This is a genomic window from Pseudomonas canadensis (assembly GCF_000503215.1).
Classification (GTDB): Bacteria; Pseudomonadota; Gammaproteobacteria; order Pseudomonadales; family Pseudomonadaceae; genus Aquipseudomonas; species Aquipseudomonas canadensis.
The window spans coordinates 165,693-183,186 of the sequence record NZ_KI628540.1 but is presented as its reverse complement, the minus strand read 5'-3'; the positions used below and the strand labels follow the sequence as shown (position 1 = coordinate 183,186).

Annotated in this window: 14 protein-coding genes, 1 tRNA gene and 1 pseudogene; 2 read left to right on the top strand and 14 right to left on the bottom strand. The window is 61.6% G+C overall.

All coding sequences use genetic code 11. The features are described from left to right. Positions 1-12 precede the first annotated feature (12 nt). A complete protein-coding gene (locus U367_RS0128815) occupies positions 13-924 on the top strand; it encodes a LysR family transcriptional regulator (RefSeq protein WP_028619654.1) in 912 nt (303 codons plus the stop codon). Between the two features lie 140 nt (positions 925-1,064). Here U367_RS0128815 and U367_RS0128810 read toward each other — a convergent pair. From U367_RS0128810 to U367_RS0128780, 7 genes and pseudogenes are all read right to left on the bottom strand, one after another. Further along, a tRNA-Gly gene (locus tag U367_RS0128810) sits at positions 1,065-1,140 on the bottom strand. A 63-nt stretch (positions 1,141-1,203) separates the two neighbouring features. Continuing rightward, positions 1,204-1,764 (bottom strand): CDP-diacylglycerol--glycerol-3-phosphate 3-phosphatidyltransferase, encoded by a 561-nt coding sequence (gene pgsA, locus U367_RS0128805; RefSeq protein WP_003232771.1) that lies wholly within the window; start codon positions 1,762-1,764, stop codon positions 1,204-1,206. A 32-nt stretch (positions 1,765-1,796) separates the two neighbouring features. After that, positions 1,797-3,620 (bottom strand): excinuclease ABC subunit UvrC, encoded by a 1,824-nt coding sequence (gene uvrC, locus U367_RS0128800; protein ID WP_028619653.1) that lies wholly within the window; start codon positions 3,618-3,620, stop codon positions 1,797-1,799. A 1-nt stretch (position 3,621) separates the two neighbouring features. Beyond that, positions 3,622-4,263: a response regulator transcription factor GacA gene (gacA, locus tag U367_RS0128795; protein WP_016977368.1), complete on the bottom strand. Its 642-nt coding sequence runs from the start codon at positions 4,261-4,263 to the stop codon at positions 3,622-3,624. A gap of 151 nt (positions 4,264-4,414) precedes the next feature. Then, positions 4,415-4,784: pseudogene (locus U367_RS0128790) on the bottom strand (helix-turn-helix domain-containing protein). A gap of 134 nt (positions 4,785-4,918) precedes the next feature. Beyond that, positions 4,919-5,350 (bottom strand): GNAT family N-acetyltransferase, encoded by a 432-nt coding sequence (locus tag U367_RS0128785; protein WP_028619651.1) that lies wholly within the window; start codon positions 5,348-5,350, stop codon positions 4,919-4,921. Position 5,351: 1 nt separating this feature from the next. Then, entirely contained in the window at positions 5,352-6,101 is a 750-nt protein-coding gene (locus U367_RS0128780) for a carbon-nitrogen hydrolase family protein (protein WP_028619650.1), read from the bottom strand. A gap of 613 nt (positions 6,102-6,714) precedes the next feature. Here U367_RS0128780 and U367_RS0128775 point away from each other — a divergent pair. Next, positions 6,715-7,782 carry a 3-deoxy-7-phosphoheptulonate synthase gene (locus tag U367_RS0128775; protein WP_028619649.1) on the top strand — a complete coding sequence of 356 codons (1,068 nt, stop codon included), beginning with the start codon at positions 6,715-6,717 and terminating at the stop codon, positions 7,780-7,782. 123 nt (positions 7,783-7,905) lie between these two features. On the opposite strand, the gene U367_RS0128770 is transcribed toward U367_RS0128775, so the two are convergent. The 7 genes from U367_RS0128770 to U367_RS0128740 form a co-directional block, all read right to left on the bottom strand. Continuing rightward, positions 7,906-8,607 carry an NAD(P)H-dependent oxidoreductase gene (locus tag U367_RS0128770; RefSeq protein WP_028619648.1) on the bottom strand — a complete coding sequence of 234 codons (702 nt, stop codon included), beginning with the start codon at positions 8,605-8,607 and terminating at the stop codon, positions 7,906-7,908. A 9-nt stretch (positions 8,608-8,616) separates the two neighbouring features. Then, entirely contained in the window at positions 8,617-10,236 is a 1,620-nt protein-coding gene (locus tag U367_RS0128765; protein ID WP_028619647.1) for an ABC transporter ATP-binding protein, read from the bottom strand. 3 nt (positions 10,237-10,239) lie between these two features. Next, positions 10,240-11,067: an ABC transporter permease gene (locus tag U367_RS0128760; protein ID WP_028619646.1), complete on the bottom strand. Its 828-nt coding sequence runs from the start codon at positions 11,065-11,067 to the stop codon at positions 10,240-10,242. A gap of 3 nt (positions 11,068-11,070) precedes the next feature. Then, entirely contained in the window at positions 11,071-12,030 is a 960-nt protein-coding gene (locus U367_RS0128755; protein ID WP_028619645.1) for an ABC transporter permease, read from the bottom strand. A gap of 136 nt (positions 12,031-12,166) precedes the next feature. Then, positions 12,167-13,753, bottom strand: coding sequence for an ABC transporter substrate-binding protein (locus U367_RS0128750; RefSeq protein WP_028619644.1), 1,587 nt, complete (start codon positions 13,751-13,753; stop codon positions 12,167-12,169). A 19-nt stretch (positions 13,754-13,772) separates the two neighbouring features. After that, complete coding sequence (locus tag U367_RS0128745) at positions 13,773-15,380, bottom strand: 5-guanidino-2-oxopentanoate decarboxylase (RefSeq protein WP_028619643.1); 1,608 nt, start codon at positions 15,378-15,380, stop codon at positions 13,773-13,775. Beyond that, complete coding sequence (locus tag U367_RS0128740) at positions 15,370-17,478, bottom strand: acetate--CoA ligase family protein (RefSeq protein WP_028619642.1); 2,109 nt, start codon at positions 17,476-17,478, stop codon at positions 15,370-15,372. Before U367_RS0128740 ends, U367_RS0128745 begins: the two co-directional genes overlap by 11 nt. Between the last annotated feature and the right edge of the window lie 16 nt (positions 17,479-17,494).

Here is a 17,494-nt window from a genome sequence, read left to right as displayed (position 1 = left end):
ACGGAGATGGAAGTGATCAATCTACTGCAATTGGATCTGGCCTCCCTACGCCTGCTGGTGCTGGCCGCCAAAACAGAAAATCTCACCCAGGCCGCCAACAGCGCACACATGACCGTTTCCGCCGCGAGCAAACGGTTGGCCGAACTCGAACGCGTCACCCACTGCACCCTGTTCACCCGCGTCCCCCGTGGCCTGCAATTGACCCCGGCAGGACGTGGCCTGGCCGAACATGCGCGCACCCTGCTGGACGTGGCCCAGCAAATGGCCCATGACGCCAACGACTACGCCAAGGGTGTGCGCGGCCACGTGCGGTTGTTTGCCAATACATCGGCGGTGATCCAGTTCCTGCCGGCGGACCTGGCGAGTTTCCTGGCCGCCAACCCGCACGTGCGTATCGAATTGGAAGAAGCACTCAGCGATCGCACCATTCACGCCGTGGAAAACGGCGAGGCCGAGATCGGCATCTTTGCCGACAACGTGCCCGCTCCCGGCTTGCACACGCAGCCCTATCGACGTGACCGGCTGGTGGTGCTGGTGCCGCAAACCCATCTATTGGCACAGCGTTCAAGCGTAACGCTGGCCGACACCCTGGACTTTGACTATGTCGCCTTGAACCAAGGCAGCTCGCTGCTGAGGCGTATCAACGATGCCGCCGCCAGCACTGGCAAGCGCCTCAAGGTGCGTATCCAGGTCAGCAGCTTTGATGGGATTTGCCGGATGATTGAAGCGGGGCTGGGGATCGGCATACTGCCGCTGGGGTCGGTGCATTCCGAGTTGCTGGCGTCCAAGCTGCGGGCGATACCGCTTGAAGGAGAGTGGGCGTCGCGGACCTTGTATGTCGGCGTGGCGGACGCGACGCGCCTGTCGCCAGAGGCGGCGAACCTGTATCGCTATTTGAGCAATCTGGAGGTTGCACTCGCGTAGAAGCCTTGATTGGCGGTGACGGCAGGTCAATAGCGGTGAGGATAGGTTGCCAATTGTGTAGACGAAGGCACTTCAAGGCCTCATTTGCTGAATCGCAGGCAAAAAAAAGCCACTCGTTAGAGTGGCTTTTTCTTTGTGTTTGGAGCGGGAAACGAGACTCGAACTCGCGACCCCGACCTTGGCAAGGTCGTGCTCTACCAACTGAGCTATTCCCGCGTCTTGGTGATGCGCATTCTATAGAATTATCGGAACCCGTCAACCCTTTGATTCAAAAAAGTTTTATTTCTTTTCAACGGTAGTGCGCAGATGCGGCCAGGCAGCGCGTAAATACTGGAGCATGGACCACAAGGTCAGGCCAGCGGCGATCAGCAGCAAGGCGTAGCCAGTCAGGACCCAGAAGGAGAAGTCCGACGGGTTGGCCAGCAGGATAACCAGCGCAAGCATTTGCGCGGCGGTTTTCCACTTGCCCATGTTGGACACGGCTACGTGAGCGCGGGCGCCGATTTCGGCCATCCATTCACGCAGGGCCGAGACGACGATCTCGCGACCGATGATCACGGCGGCTGGCAATGTCAGCCACAGGTTGCCGTGTTCTTGCACCAGTAGAACCAACGCGACGGCCACCATGAGCTTGTCGGCCACCGGGTCCAGGAACGCGCCGAACGGCGTGCTCTGCTCCAGGCGACGGGCCAGGTAGCCGTCGAGCCAGTCGGTGGCGGCCGCGAAGGCGAACACGGAACTGGAGGCCGCATAGCTCCATTCGTACGGCAAATAGAACAACAGAATGAAAATCGGGATAAGCAGGACGCGTAGAACGGTGATCAGATTAGGGATATTCATCGGCACAACTGGCTACGAGGTGGAAAGGCATTCTATTCGCTGTGCAGATTCGCATAAATCAACTCAGCGAGCTTTTTACTGATACCGGGTGCTTTGGCTATTTCGTCAATGCTGGCACGGGATAGCTCTTGCAAGCCACCAAAATGTTTAAGCAAGTCGCGTCGTCGTGTCGGCCCGACCCCCGCCACCCCTTCCAGGGTTGAGGTTCGTCGGGTTTTGCCACGCCGGGCACGGTGGCCGGTAATGGCGAAACGGTGGGCTTCGTCACGGATCTGTTGGATCAGGTGCAGCGCAGGTGAGTCGCCCTTCAAGGTGAACTCATGGGCGGCATCATTCAAGTACAACGTCTCGAAACCGGCCTTGCGCGTGGCGCCCTTGGCCACGCCGAGCAGGATCAGATCCGGCACCGCCAGCTCGTTGAGCACGTCGCGGGCCATGGACAACTGCCCCTTGCCGCCGTCCACCAACAGGATATCCGGCAGTTTGCCCTCGCCGTCCTTCAGTTTGCTGAAGCGCCGTGTCAGGGCCTGGTGCATGGCGGCATAGTCATCGCCGGCGGTGACGCCTTCGATGTTATAGCGCCGATAATCGGATTTGATCGGCCCTTCCGGCCCGAACACCACACAGGACGCCACGGTGGCTTCGCCGCTGGAGTGGCTGATGTCATAGCACTCCAGGCGCTGCGGCGGCTCGTCCAGGTTGAGGACTTCGGCCAGGGCATCGAAGCGCGCGGCGACGTGCTGTCGATTGGCCAGGCGCGCACCCAGAGCCTGTTCGGCATTGGTCACGGCCAGTTGTTGCCAGCGCGCGCGGGTGCCGCGTACACGGTGGCTGATATCCAACTCGCGGCCGCGCAGTTCGTGGATCGCCTCGATCAGCGTGGGGAAATCTTCATGCACCACGTTGACGATCAGCTCCGACGGCAAATCGCGTTCGGGACTGCTGACGTAGTACTGGCCAAGGAAAGCTGCCATGACTTCGGCCACTTCCTCATCTATACCTGTCTGCGGGAAGAAGTTCTTGCTGCCCAACACCCGCCCGCCACGCACGCTGATCAGGTGCACACAGGCGCCGCCCGGGTTGACGAAGGCCGCAATCACGTCGACGTCGCCGGTGCCGCCTTCCATGCTCTGCTGGTCCTGCACGCGGCGCAGCAGCGAAATCTGGTCACGCAGCTCGGCGGCGCGCTCGAAGTCCAGGGTGCTGGCGGCCTGCTCCATGGCGCCGGAGAGCTCATCGGTCAAGGCATTGCTGCGGCCTTCAAGGAACATCACCGAATGGCGTACATCCTCGGCGTACTCCGCCGGTTCGACCAGGCCCACACAAGGCGCCTTGCAACGCTTGATCTGGTATTGCAGGCAAGGCCGTGTGCGGTTCTTGTAGAAACTGTCTTCGCACTGGCGCACAAAAAATGTCTTTTGCAGCAGGCTCAGGCTTTCGCGGATCGCGCCCGCACTGGGATAGGGTCCGAAATACTTGCCCTTCTGCTTCTTCGCGCCACGGTGAATGCTCAGCCGCGGGAAGTTGCCGTCGGATAAAAACACATAGGGGTAGGATTTATCGTCTCGCAGCAGGATGTTGTAGGGCGGCCGCCACTCCTTGATCAGCGTCTGCTCAAGCAGCAGCGCTTCGGTCTCATTGGCGGTGATGGTGGTTTCGACCTGAGCGATACGCGCCACCAGCGCAGCGGTTTTCGGCGCGAGACCGGTCTTGCGAAAGTAGCTCGCCAGACGGTTCTTCAGGTTCTTGGCTTTGCCGACATACAGCAGGCGCGCCTCGCTGTCGAACATGCGGTACACGCCGGGGCGGCCGCTGCAGGTCGAGAGAAAGGCACTGGGATCAAACGGCGTGGTCATGTCAGGCGCTGGCGTCCACCATGCCGTGGCGCACCGCGAGCAGGGTCAATTCAACATCACTGCTGATGGCGAGCTTCTCGAAAATGCGATAGCGGTAGGTGTTGACGGTCTTGGGCGACAGGCACAGTTTGTCAGAGATGCTCTGCACCTTCTGGCAGCCGACGATCATCAAGGCAATCTGGATTTCCCGCTCCGACAACGCATCGAACGGTGAGTCGCTGACGGGCTGGAAGGATTTGATGGCCAATTGCTGGGCAATCTGCGGGCTGATGTAACGCTGGCCGGCAAACACCAGGCGAATGGCTTGCACCATCTCCGCCAGGCCTGCGCCCTTGGTCAGGTAACCCGCCGCCCCTGCCTGCAACAAGCGCGTCGGGAACGGGTCTTCTTCACACACAGTGACCACCACGACTTTGATGTCCGGATGGCTGCGCAACAATTTGGTCGTGGCACCAAGACCGCCTATACCGGGCATCTTGACGTCCATCAGCACCACATCGGGTTTCAACTCCCGAGCCTTGATCAGGGACTCTTCCCCGGACTCGGCCTGGCCGACTACTTGCAGGCCATCGATGTCAGCCAGCATTCGTGTAATGCCTGTACGAACGAGATCATGGTCATCGACTACTAGCACCCTAATCAAGCAGACACCTCGCGATATGGTCTTATAGGTTGCTGAACACCTTAGCAAAAAACCAAGGCGCAGACCTAGCTGCAAGCGTCATATATATAGTGTTTGAACACACAGTAGCCGCCCACCGAGAAGTGGACGGCTCTATTTACTGGGCAGCGGGTCAGGAATCCTGGGGCTGCGGCTTGGTTTTTCCATTATGCGCAAAAGAAAGAATGCTCGGCCAGGGTCGAGGTCAAACGGCGGATAGCGTCTTGGTCCTCCTTGAACATGGCGCGGTAGTCCGCCAGGACTTTCTCTTCAATCTGGCTCAGACTTTCCAATTGAATCGGGGTTGCCGTACCCGTCAACACGTACAACACATCCACACCTATTTGTGCCACAAGAGACAAGTAGTCCGCCCTAGGTGCCCGTCCCCCACTTTCGTATTTCACTTGTGCATTGGCTTCAACACCACCTATTTCACCAAAAACCCTTTGCGACAGGCCAAGCCGTTCTCTTTCTTGCCTCAAGCGCGAGCCTATTCCACTCATTTGAATGCCTTTCCAAATTTTTCACACTCATACAGGTAGTTAGTTCCAGCGTACGCCCATGAACATGACGTTGAAACGACGTAGGAAGGTCGCCTCCTTGACCAATATGCGCTGATTGGAATGGGCCACAGAAATTAGCTGGATGGGCAGGCACGTTCCATGCGCCAGAAGCAATCCTCCTCACCGACAATGCTCAAGCCCCTGCGCTGATAAAGCCTTCTGGCCGGATTGGTCTTGAATACGGTCAAACGCAACAGACCCAACGCCTGCGCCTTGGACGCCATCTGCTCCAACACCCAGCTGCCTGCGCCAAGTCCGCGGCAGGCCTGGAGCATGTGCAGCTCGCGAATATAGAGCGCGCGGCTATCGCGGCTCAGGCTGACAAAGCCCATCACTACATCGTCATTGCAGATCAGCCAGTTTTCACGGCCGCCCCAAGCGACGTCGAAGCCATCGTTGGACCACATCAGGTCGTATTGCTGGTAGTAGCGGCTCATGGCCTCGAAGGTCAGGCTTCTGGCGAATGGCAGGTCCCGATCAGTTGCCGCGCGCAGTTGGAACGCCATGTTAGACAGCCACCACTTGCCCAGCCCACTGCCCACCCTCACGACGGGCAATCACCAGCGAGTCGCCGACACCGGAGGCGGCGGCGACTAAACCGCCATCAGCCGCCCAGATAGCGCTGCGACCAGCGCAGACATAGCCACCGGATGGACCACCATGGTTGGCCATCAACACCAGCAGCCCATGTTCGGCCGCATAGCCTTGGAGCAATGTGCTATCGGTCGCGTAGCCGCCCTCGCTGATCAGCACACCCGCGGCATAAATCGTAGCACCCGCCTCAGCCGCCCGACGTGGATGGCTGGCATGGGAGAAGTCCGCGCATACCGCCAAAGCTATCCGATCATCCCCCCACTCCAAGGCCGAACCGCCCTGCCCTGGGACAAACGCAACCTCTTCGCCAGGGTGCAGGTGCTGTTTGGTGTAGATCGCCAGCGAGCCATCCCCCCCTAGCACCAGTGCGCCGATCAACACGCCCAAGCCAGGCGCCAGGCGGATAGGCATGCCCACCACCGCCGTCAACCGCAGCTCCTGCGCCATTTCGCGCAGCGGCTTCAAGCCCCTGTCGCCTGGCTCAATCGCTAACCCGGCCGCCAGGGACGGTTCATAACCTGTCAACGAAAGCTCTGGAAACACCAGCAACTGCACACCCTGCTTGGCCGCCGCACGCATGAACACCAGGTGCCGCTCAATATTGGCCGGCAGATTGCCCGCGATAGAAACGGATTGTGCAGCAGCAATGGTCAAGGCGGTCATGGTCGCGTTCCAGCAATCATTGTCAGAGTGTGACCAGCATATCGGCACTCTCCCATAGCCGTAAGTCCCCCACGACGATAGAAATTTCTGATTGAAACCACCCGTGCGCGTCGAGTAAGCTCTGCCCATCATTTGGAGACACACCATGTTGCAACTCACCCACATTCAGGTTTGCTCTGCTGCCAGCGCCCCGCGCTCGGTGTCGGCTACCCGTGTGAACGGTTCGAGCGCACTGGTCAGCTTTTATTTTGGGTATTGGTTTAGCCACTGGCGCGCCTGATACCTGAAATCGGCGCCCACTACTCAAGGGGTCGCCTACCAGAGAAATCTAACCCCCGGTCGGCTCCCCGACCGGGGGTTTTGTTTTTTCAGCCTCTAAAACTTTTTGAAGAACACTTAAAGGACACACGACATGAACTACGCCACCTATTACCGCTACGACACTTCCACTGCATGGCGATTTAGCCAGCTCCGCTCGGGACAGCCTGCCGCCTCCGATCGGTCACCTCTTGGTGGCAAGCCAACACACGTAGCCAATACGGCCAATTGTCGAACACCCCAGTAGGGCAGAGCGCGCGGGAACAGCCCGCCGCATGCCCAGGAAGCCTTGAACATGAATTCTGCCACCGCCGCTCTGCCGATTTCTGCACTGACCAGCGCCAATGAAGCCCTGACCCAGCGCCTGCCCAGCGCCCTTGAGCTCAAGCACCAACTGCCTCTCAGCCCGTTCCTCAACGAACAAGTCCACGCCCATCGCCAAGCCGTGCGCGCCATCCTCAATGGCGGAGATTCCCGCTTGCTGGTGATTGTCGGCCCGTGCTCGATTCACGACCCTGAGTCGGCCATGGAATACGCACGCAACCTGAAGAAACTCGCGCTGGAAGTCAGCGACCAGATGCTGCTGGTGATCCGCGCCTACGTCGAAAAACCGCGCACCACCATCGGCTGGAAAGGCCTGGCCTACGATCCTCATTTGGACGGCAGCGATGACATGGCCGCCGGCCTCACCCTGTCCCGCGAACTGATGCGCGAAATGCTGCGCCTCGGCCTGCCGGTCGCCACTGAGCTGCTGCAACCTATGGCAGCCGGCTACTTCGATGACCTGCTCAGTTGGGTCGCGATTGGCGCGCGCACCACCGAATCGCAGATCCACCGCGAAATGGCCAGCGGCCTGGGCATGCCCGTGGGCTTCAAGAACGGCACCGACGGCGGCGTCGCGATTGCCTGTGACGCGATGCGCTCGGCATCCTACCCGCACCGTCACTTCGGCGTCGACAGCCAGGGCCACCCGGCGATCATCCAGACCCCAGGCAACCCCGACACGCACTTGGTGCTGCGCGGCGGGCACCGTGGGCCGAACTACGATGCGCAAAGCGTGGCGCAGGTGAAGCACGACCTGGCCAAGTCCAAGGTAGCGGCGCGGATCATGGTCGATTGCAGCCACGCCAACAGCGGCAAAGACCCATTGCGCCAACCGGCGGTGTTCAACGAGGTGCTGGAACAGCGGTTGCAGGGCGACACCTCGCTGATCGGCATGATGCTCGAAAGCCACCTGTTCGAAGGCTGCCAGCCGTTGAGTGCGTCGATGAAGTACGGCGTGTCAGTGACCGATGGTTGCCTGGGTTGGGATGGCACCGAGCAACTGCTGCGCCGTGCTGCCGAGCGTCTCCGCGCACGCTGACCTCTGGTGCTGACCTTTGTAGGAGCTGGCTTGCCAGCGATAGCGGTGCATCAGCTACAAATTTGTTGCCTGACACACCGCTATCGCCGGCAAGCCGGCTCCTACAGTTGGACGTTGTTGAGCTCAGCGAAGCGGATAAAGCGCCTCATCAAACTGCTCAAGCTTCGGAAACACCAAGGGCTGCTCATCCGCCAGCCCTTGCAGCCGTTGCGCATACCCCACCAGGAAATCCTGCCGGGCCTCGGCGCTGATGTATGGCACATGCCACGCCACAAACGGCGCCAGCACGTCATACCCCACATACGCCAGCGTGCCGCGCAGAATTGGCCGCAACATGTCCTCCAGCGGTCCATGAATCGCGCCCTCGCCAAACATATGCTCGCGCCCGCCCAGGGTCACCGTGACCATCGCCCGCTTGCCCGCCAGGCCGCCTTGATCGTAAAAGCGCTTGCCGCCGTAACACACGCCCGACACCAGCACCCGGTCAATCCAGCCCTTGAGCATGGCCGGTGCGGAGAACCAGAAGATCGGAAAGTTGAGGATCAGCAGATCTGCCCACAACAGCTTGTCCAACTCGCCCTGGATATCCGCGGCGATCGACTGCTTCTTCACCCCCAGCCGCTGCTCCAGGGCATACACCAGGTACTCGGGATTTTCCCGCGATGAAAAGTCCGCCGCCGACGCCACCGGGTTCCACTGCATGGCGTACAAATCGCTGACCTTTACCTCATGCCCCTGGCCTTCCAGCGTGGCCACCGCCTGATCGCGCAAGGCAGCGGTGAATGACTGCGGCTCGGGGTGCGCGTGAACAATCAAAACCTTCATACAAACTCCTCAAACGGTGTGCGCCGCCCGTTGGGCCAGCAAATGATCGAGCCAGTCGGGGTCCATCTCGGGCTCCGATGAAAACAGCAGGCCGGTGTAGTCCTGGTACGGCGGGGTAAAAATCGCGCTGCGAGTGCCCTGGTCCACCACCCTGCCCCGCTGCATCACCACCACTTCGTCGGCGATGGCGCGCACGGTGGCGACGTCATGGGTGATAAACAAGTAGCCCACGCCCAGTTGCTGCTGGAGGCGGTTGAGCAACTTCAGCACGCCCTCCGCCACCAGTTGATCGAGGGCCGATGTGACTTCATCACAGATGATCAGTTGCGGGTCAGCTGCCAAGGCGCGGGCAATGCAGATACGCTGTTTCTGGCCACCGGACAGTTCCCTCGGTTGGCGCTCCATGAACACCGCCGGATCCAACTCGATCATCTCCAGCAACTCGGCGACACGAGCGCGCATCGCCTTGCCCTTGAGCCCCAGGTAAAACGTCAGCGGCCGGCCAATGATGTCGACGATGCGCTGGCGCGGGTTCAGCGCGGTGTCGGGGATCTGGTAGATCATCTGGATCCGCCGCAATTGCTCCTTGCTGCGCTGACGAAAGTCGACCGGCAACGCCTCGCCGTCGTACAGCACTTGCCCCGCCGTGGCCGGCAACAGTCCGGTAATCAACCGCGCCGTGGAGCTCTTGCCGCTGCCCGACTCGCCGATCACCGCCAGGGTCTGGCCGCGATAGAGCTTCATCGACACGTCATGCAGCACCGGCTGATGCCCATAACTGGCGCTCACTTGGCACACCTCCAGCAGTGGTCGTTCCTGCGTCGAACAGGCCTTGGGCTCGGTGCGAAAACTGCGCACCGCCCACAGGGATTTGGTGTAGTCCTGCTGCGGCTGGCTGAGCATGCTGCGGGTGTCGGCCTCTTCTACCAACTTACCGTGGCGCAGCACCATGATACGGTCGGCCATCTGCGCCACCACCGCCAGGTCGTGGCTGATGTACAGCGCGGCACTGCCGTAGGTTTTCACCGCATCGCGGATCGCCGCCAGCACTTCTATCTGGGTGGTCACGTCGAGGGCCGTGGTGGGCTCGTCAAAGATGATCAGGTCCGGGTGGCAAGCCATGGCCATCGCGGTCATGACACGCTGCAACTGCCCGCCGGAGACTTGATGAGGATAACGCTGGCCAATGGTTTCCGGGTTGGGCAGGCGCAGCACGCGATACAACTCCACCGCCTCACGCTCGGCCTGGGCGCGATCGATACCGCCGTTGATCACCGCCGTTTCCACATGCTGATCGATCAGGCGATGCGCCGGGTTGAACGACGCCGCCGCGCTCTGCGCTACATAGGCAATGCGCAGGCCACGCAGCTTGCGCAGCGCCTCGGGCTTGGCCTGCAGCAATTGGATGCCATCAAAACACACCGAGCCGCCAATGATGCGGCAACCGTCCCGCGCATACCCCATCGCCGCCAGCCCCAGGGTGGATTTGCCCGCCCCCGACTCGCCGATCAAACCCAGCACTTCACCGCGTTGCAAGGTCAGGTCGATGCCCTTGATCAGCGGGTGCCAGGCGTCTTCGTAATGCCCTTCGATCTGCAGGTTGCGGATTTCCAGCAATGGCTTGTCCATCCTTCAACACTCCTTCAGGCCGCTGGATTTGTGCAGCATCCAGTCGACGACAAAATTCACGCTGACGGTGATCAACGCCACCGCCAGGGCCGGCAGCAACGGGCTGATGTCGCCGAAAGTGATCAACACCGCGTTGTCACGCACCATGCTCCCCCAGTCGGCAGTGGGCGGCTGAATGCCCAGGCCAAGAAACGACAACGCGCTGATAAACAAGAACACAAAACAGAAGCGCAGGCCGAATTCGGCAATCAGCGGCGCGGCAGCGTTGGGCAACACTTCACGGGTGACCAGCCACCACAGACCTTCGCCGCGCAGGCGGGCGGCTTCGACAAAGTCCTGCACCACCACGGTCATTGCCACCGCACGGGACAGGCGAAACACCCGTGTCGAATCCAGCAATGCAATCACCAGCACCAGTGACGTGGCGTTGGTGCCCACCACGCTGAGGATCAGCAAGGCGAAGATCAGTTGCGGGATCGCCATCAGCACATCCACCACCCGCGACAAACCCTGGTCGATCCAGCCACCCTTGATGGCCGCCACCAAGCCGCTCAAGCCACCCAGCAAAAACGCTAGCGTAGTCGTCAGGAAAGCAATGCCCAGCGTGTTGCGCGCGCCGTACACCAAACGGCTGAACATATCGCGCCCCAGGTTATCGGTGCCCAGCAGGAACTGGCCGCTCCAGGGCGCAAAGCCCTCGCCCACTACCTGGGTTTCGCCATAGGGCGCCAGCAACGGCGCGAACACAGCCACCGCGATGTACAACAGAATAATCAGCAAGCCGAACTTGGCGCTCAACGGCGCACGGGCCACTTGGCTCAGCAGGTTCATGGGCTACCCCTTGGGATGCATCAGGCGTGGGTTGCTGGCGATGGACAACACGTCCGCCCCGGTATTGAGCAAGATGTAAGTGGCGGCAAAGATCAGGCTGCACGCCTGCACCACCGGGATGTCGCGCTTGGATACCGAGTCCACCAGCAACTGGCCCAGGCCCGGATAGACGAACACCACTTCGACCACCACCACCCCCACCACCAGATAGGCCAGGTTCAGCGCGATCACGTTGACGATCGGCGCCAGCGCGTTGGGCAGCGCATGCCGCCAGATAATCCGCGACTGACGGATGCCCTTCAGGCGAGCCATTTCGATATAGGGGCTGGCAAGCAGGTTGATCAGGGACGCGCGGGTCATGCGCATCATCTGCGCGATCACCACCAGGCTCAGGGTCGCCACCGGCAGTACCGAGCGTTCCAGGAGCGTGCCAAAGGTGGCATCCGGCGCCAGGTTGGACAGGCTGGGGAACCAGCCGAGTTTCACCGAGAACACCAGGATTAGCAGGTAGGCGACGAAGAACTCCGGAAACGACACGGCGCTCAACGCCGAGGTATTGAGCAGCCGATCGAACCAGCTGTTGCGGTACAGCGCCGCCAGCATGCCCAGCACCAGCGCCGTGGGCACCGAGACCAACGCCGCCAATGCAGCCAGGCTCAGGGTGTTGCCCAATCGCGCGCCGATCAGCTCGGCGATGGGCCGTTGATTGGCCAGCGACGCCCCCAGGTCACCGTGCAGCAGGCGCAGCAACCAGTGCGCAAAGCGCGTGAACGGCGGCAGATCCAGGCCCAGCTGCGCGCGAAACGCCGCCACGGTTTCCGGCGTGGCGGACTGACCGAGCATGGCCTGGGCAATATCCCCCGGCAGCATGCCCACGGCGAGAAAGATGATCACCGACACGGCGAACAACGACAGCACACCCAGGGCCAGGCGTTGCAGGACCAACTTCAACAAGCTATTCATCGTGCGATTCCTTGACTGGGCACGCGTTCAAAGACATCACCGCCCTAATGTAGGAGCTGGCTTGCCAGCGATGCGGCCAGCGGCATCACCGCCAGCCTCCGGTCCGCCATCGCCGGCAAGCCGGCTCCTACAAGGGTCAGGCCTGCCACCACCGCTCGATCAACCGCAGCCCATCCAACTCACCATAGGGCGCGGTCAGCGGCCCGTGGTTGACCTTGTTCGAACGCGCCGCCACGGAGCTGGCAAACAGCGGCACAATCGCGCCACCGTCATCCCGGCACAGAGCCTGCATTTCGTTGTACATCTCCTGGCGCAACGGCGCGTTCATCTCGCCACGGGCGGCGTTGAGCAGTTGGTTGAAGCGCGGGTTGTCCCAGTGGGTTTCATTCCACGCCGCGCCTTTGGCGTAGCCGATGCTGAACATGCGGTCGGCGGTCAGGCTGCTGTACCAGAACGAAGTGGTGAACGGCTGCTTCATCCAGACGTTGGAGAAGAACCCATCGGCCGGTTCACGCACCACATCGATGTCGATACCCGCTTGGCGTGCCTGCTCCTTGAACAATACCGAGGCGTCCACCGCACCGGTGTAGGCCGCGTCAGAAGCTTGCAGGCGCACCTTGAGCGACTCCACACCGGCCTTGCGCAGGTAGAAGCGCGACTTGTCCGGGTCGTAGGCGCGCTGCTCCAGTGCCGCGTTGATAAAACGACTGCCGGGCTGGATCGGGTGGTCGTTGCCCACCAGGCCGTAGCCGTGCAGTACCGAAGCCAACAGCGTCTCACGGTTGATCGCGTGCTTCATGGCCATGCGGATGTCGTTGTTCTTGAACTCGTTGCTGTCGCACAGCATCGGGAAGGTGTAGTGCTGGGCGCCTTTGGTTTCCTCGATCACCAGCGCTGGATTGCGCTTGAGCAAGGCCACGGTCTTCAGGTCGACCTTGTTGATCACATCCACCTGGCCGGTGACCAGCGCATTGACCCGCGCGGCGCCGTCGGCGATGGCAAGCAATTCGGCACTGGCGAAGTGCGCGCGGTCGGGTTTCCAGTAGTCGGGGTTGCGTTCAAGGTCCATCCGCACGCCGGGTTCGAAGCTTTTCAGGCGATAGCCACTGGTGCCCACGCCGGCTTGCCAGTCAGCCACGCCGTCCTTGGCGGGCATGATCACCAGGTGGTAATCGGCGACAACGTAGGCGAAGTCGGCATTGCCTGAATGCAGTTCGAACACCACCGCATCGCTGCCCTTGGCGCTCACACTGGCGACATCACCCAGCACGGTCTTGGCGGCCGAGGTGGACTTGGCGTCCAGGTGATGGTTGATCGAGGCCACCACGTCTTCGGCGGTCAGACTTTTACCGTTATGAAAGGTTACGCCAGGGCGCAGGTGGAAGGTCCACACCCGAGCATCCGGCGTGGACTCAAAGCGCTCGGCCAGTTCGGGAATCGCGCTGCCGTCCACCGCGATTTCCGTAAGGGTGTTGTACACCGCCGAGAAACCGACAAAGGTGAAGGTATCGACCCAGGACCCCGGATCGCGGGAATCGGTGGTGCTGCCACCGGCCAGGCCCAGGCGCAGCACGCCGCCGGGTCTGGGCGTGGCGTCTGCGGCAAACGCCTGCAACGGCAAGCCCATGGAAAACGCCGCGGCCACCGCGCCAGCCACGGCGCTGTGTTTGAGGAAGTCGCGGCGGTGCATCGCTTGAGTCATTTTGTTGTTGTTTTCGCTCATGGTCTTGTCTCTCTAAAGGTCAACAGGCACAGGCATGTTTCAACTCGATCAAGGTCACGCCATTGCGTTTGAAAGCGTTGCGCAGGTCCGTCTGCAATTCATCCAGGTTGCGGGGCTGGTTCACGGCGCAACCGAACGCCTGGGCGAACAGCGCGAAATCCGGGTTGCGCGGCAACACGCCGATGGGTTCAATGTCAAGGTTGAGCATGTCATCGCGGATTTGACCGAGGGCGTCGTTGTTCCACAACAGCACCACCAACGGGCTGTCCAGCTCTTCGACGGCAGTGGCCAGTTCCTGGGCGGTGTAGAGGAAACCACCGTCGCCCACCAGCACCAAACCCGGCCGTTGTGGCGCGCCGAACTTGGCGCCGATGCCTGCGGGCAAGCCGTAACCCAAGGTGCCGTAGCCGGTGGGATGCAACCAGCTGCGCGGCGCACGGCTGCGGTAGACGTAATTACCGGTGTAGGCCAGTTGGGTCATGTCGCTGCTGATGAACGCATTAGCCGGAAGTTCGGCTTCGATACGGTCGAGAATGGCTTGGTGGATGGACTGCAACGGCCCGTGTCCCAACTCGACCGCCTGCAGCAATGCCGCCACTGACGCGATGGCGGCGTCAGCGTTGCGGGATGTGGCCGGGAGGCGCTCCAGCAAGGCCAGCACGGTCTGCTGTGCATCGCCTTTAAGTGCCACGGCACAGGGATAGAAGTCATTGAACTTGCGCACGTCGATATCCACCCGCAACAGCTCGCCGTTGAGGGGCAAACGCTCACGCCAATAGTCGGTGTCGGCCATTTCCGTGCCCACCGCCAGCACCACATCCGCTTCGCTGATCAGTTGCCAGCCAGGTTCGACGCAGAGGGTGGAACCGGCATTCAGCGGGTCGTTGATGGGCAACAAACCCTTGCCGGCCACGCTGGTGAAGCACGGCGCCGCCAACTGGGCGCTCAACCGTTGCAAAGCCTCGCCCGCCGCCAATGCACCGCCACCGGCAATGATCATGGGCCGCTTGGCTGACGCGAGTTTGGCCACGGCCTGCTCCAAGGCTTCAGCCGACGGCAAGCCGCGACCAGGGCGGCGCACTACCTCGCTGCTCCAGTCCCGCTGGATCGGCGCGGCCAACACGTCCAGCGGCACCGAGATATGCACCGGACGGGGTCGCTCGCTGTCGAACACCGCGTAGGCGCGGGCGACCAATTCAGGCAAATCCTCGGTGCTCAGTGCCACCGCCGAAAACGCGGTGATCGGCGCCGTGATGGCGCGCTGGTCCTGGGTCTCATGCAGGATGCCCCAACCTTTGCCGAGGCTGGCGGTACTGTTGACGCTCGAAATCACCAGCATCGGAATCGAATCAGCGTACGCCTGGCCAATAGCGGTGGCGGCATTGGTCACGCCGGGACCGGTGATCACAAAACACACCCCCGGCTTGCCGCTGACTCGCGCGTAGCCGTCAGCCATAAAGCCGGCACCTTGCTCATGCCGTGTGAGCACATGGCGAATACCGCTGCCGGGCAGGCCGCGATACAGCTCCAGGGTGTGCACACCGGGGATACCGAACACCGTGTCGACGCCATAATTGGCCAGCAACCGCACCAGGGCCTGCCCGCCGGTCAGGGTTTTATCGTGCATGTTCATCTCCTAGACGGATCATTGCATCGACCGCCGTGGCGCCCTGGGCATTGACCAATAATGGGTTCACATCCAGCTCCAGCAACTGCCCGGCGTTGGCGCAGGCGTAGTCCGCCACGGCACGGATCGCGGCGACCAGTGCATCCATATTCGCCACTTCCCGCCCGCGAAAACCTTGCAGCAATGCTGCGCTGCGCAGGCTGAGCAAGGCGTTGCGGATCGCGCTGTCGGTGGTCGGCAACAACAGGCTGCGGCTGTCCTTGAGCAGTTCCACCAGGATCCCGCCGGCGCCGATGACCAGGGCCAGGCCGAAGTCGTTTTCGCGCTTGATGCCCACGATCAACTCGGCCAATGGCGGTGTAGCCATGGACTCCAGCAGCAATTGATCGAAGACGACATGCGGCGCATAAGTCCAAATATGCTCGCGCATCTGCTCAAGTGCGCTGGTCAGGGCCATGCCGTTTTGCAGGTTCAACACCACGGCACCGGCCTCGGTCTTATGCGGCAACTGTGCGCTGACCGCCTTGAGCACCAAGGGATAGCCCAGCAACTCTGCATCGTTGAGCGCCCTTCCCGGCGTACTCAGCACGCCGGCCGGTGTGGTCAGGCCGAATGCACGCAGGGCTTGCTTGGAGGCCCACTCGTCCAGGGCCCCGCCGCTGTCGTCCAGGGCTTTTGGGCACAAGGGCTCGAGGATCGACTCGCCTCGCTCCAGCAACACGCGACGGTTGTTCTGGTAATCGGCAATCCGCCCCCAAGCCGCCAATGCATCCTCTACGCCTTGCAGCGCAGCGATTCCCTGAGCATGCAGGCGCTCGCGGGCATGGGCCGGCAAGAGTTCGGGAAACGCCGAGGTGACAAATCCGGTCTTGCCATGCCGGCCGAGCGCGGCGCAGAACAGCGTTAGCAGCAAGTCGCACTCCTTGCGCTCGCCGGTGAATTCAGCCGGGTAATCCAGCACCAGCATGGCCGCATCGGCATCGGTTCGCAGGGCGGTGTCGAGCATGGCGTTGAGGGCTTCACGGTCGCCCCAGATGGCGGTGGTGAAATCCAGCGGGTTGACCAGGTTCGCGTAGCTGGGCAGCACCTGGGCCAGTTCAACGCGTTGCTCTTCGTCCAGTTTCGGCAAGGCCAGATGATTGCGTTCGGCATAATCGGCAATCAAGCCCGCATCGCCACCCGAACAGGCCAATGCAATCAAGCGATTGCCCGCCGGCAGATTGCCGCACGCCGCAGCTTTGAGGGTTTCGACAAAACTCACTGGCCCGCTGACGCGAATCACGCCCAGTCGCGCAAACAGGCTGTCGTACAGCGCGTCGGAGCCAGACAACGAACTGGTGTGACTCAAGGCCAGCTCGGCACCGATCTGCGACACGCCGGTTTTCAGCGCGATGATCGGAATGCCTTTCTCCAGGGCCTTATGCGCTGCTCGGGCAAACCCCGGCACATTCTTCAAGCCTTCCAGGTGCAGGCCGATGGCGGTGACGCGTGGTTCATCAAGCAACACATCCATCAGTTCGGCAACGCCCAGTTGCGCCTGGTTACCGACCGAGGCCATGTAGGCCACCGGCAGCGAACGGTCGCTCATCGACAGGTTGTAGGCGAAGTTGCCACTCTGGGTGAGCACCGCCACGCCCTTCTCCACCGACTTGCCGCCGTGGGCCACCGGCCACAGCGCCGAGCTGTGCAGGTAATCCAGCAAGCCGTAGCAGTTGGGGCCAAGCAAGGCCATGTCGCCCGCCGCCTTTAAGAGCTGCTGCTGCATGGCGGCGCCGCTGGCACCGGTTTCGGCAAAACCGGAGGCGTAGCAAATCGCGCCACCGGTGCCCATAGCGGCCAGTTCAGCGACGCAGGTCAGCGTCAATTCACGGTTGGTGGCGATAAACACCGCATCCGGCCCACACGGTAAATCGGCCACGCGACGCACACAGGGGATGCCATCGAGGCTGTCATATTGCGGGTTGACCAGCCACATCGGACCGGTAAAACCACCGTCGGCACAGCGCTTGAGCGCGCGCGCCATGCTGCGTCCGCCAACGAATGCCAGGTGCCGGGGCGCCAGCAGACGCTTGAGGTTGTCGCGAATAGCCTGGGACATACGCTCTCCTCGCCGC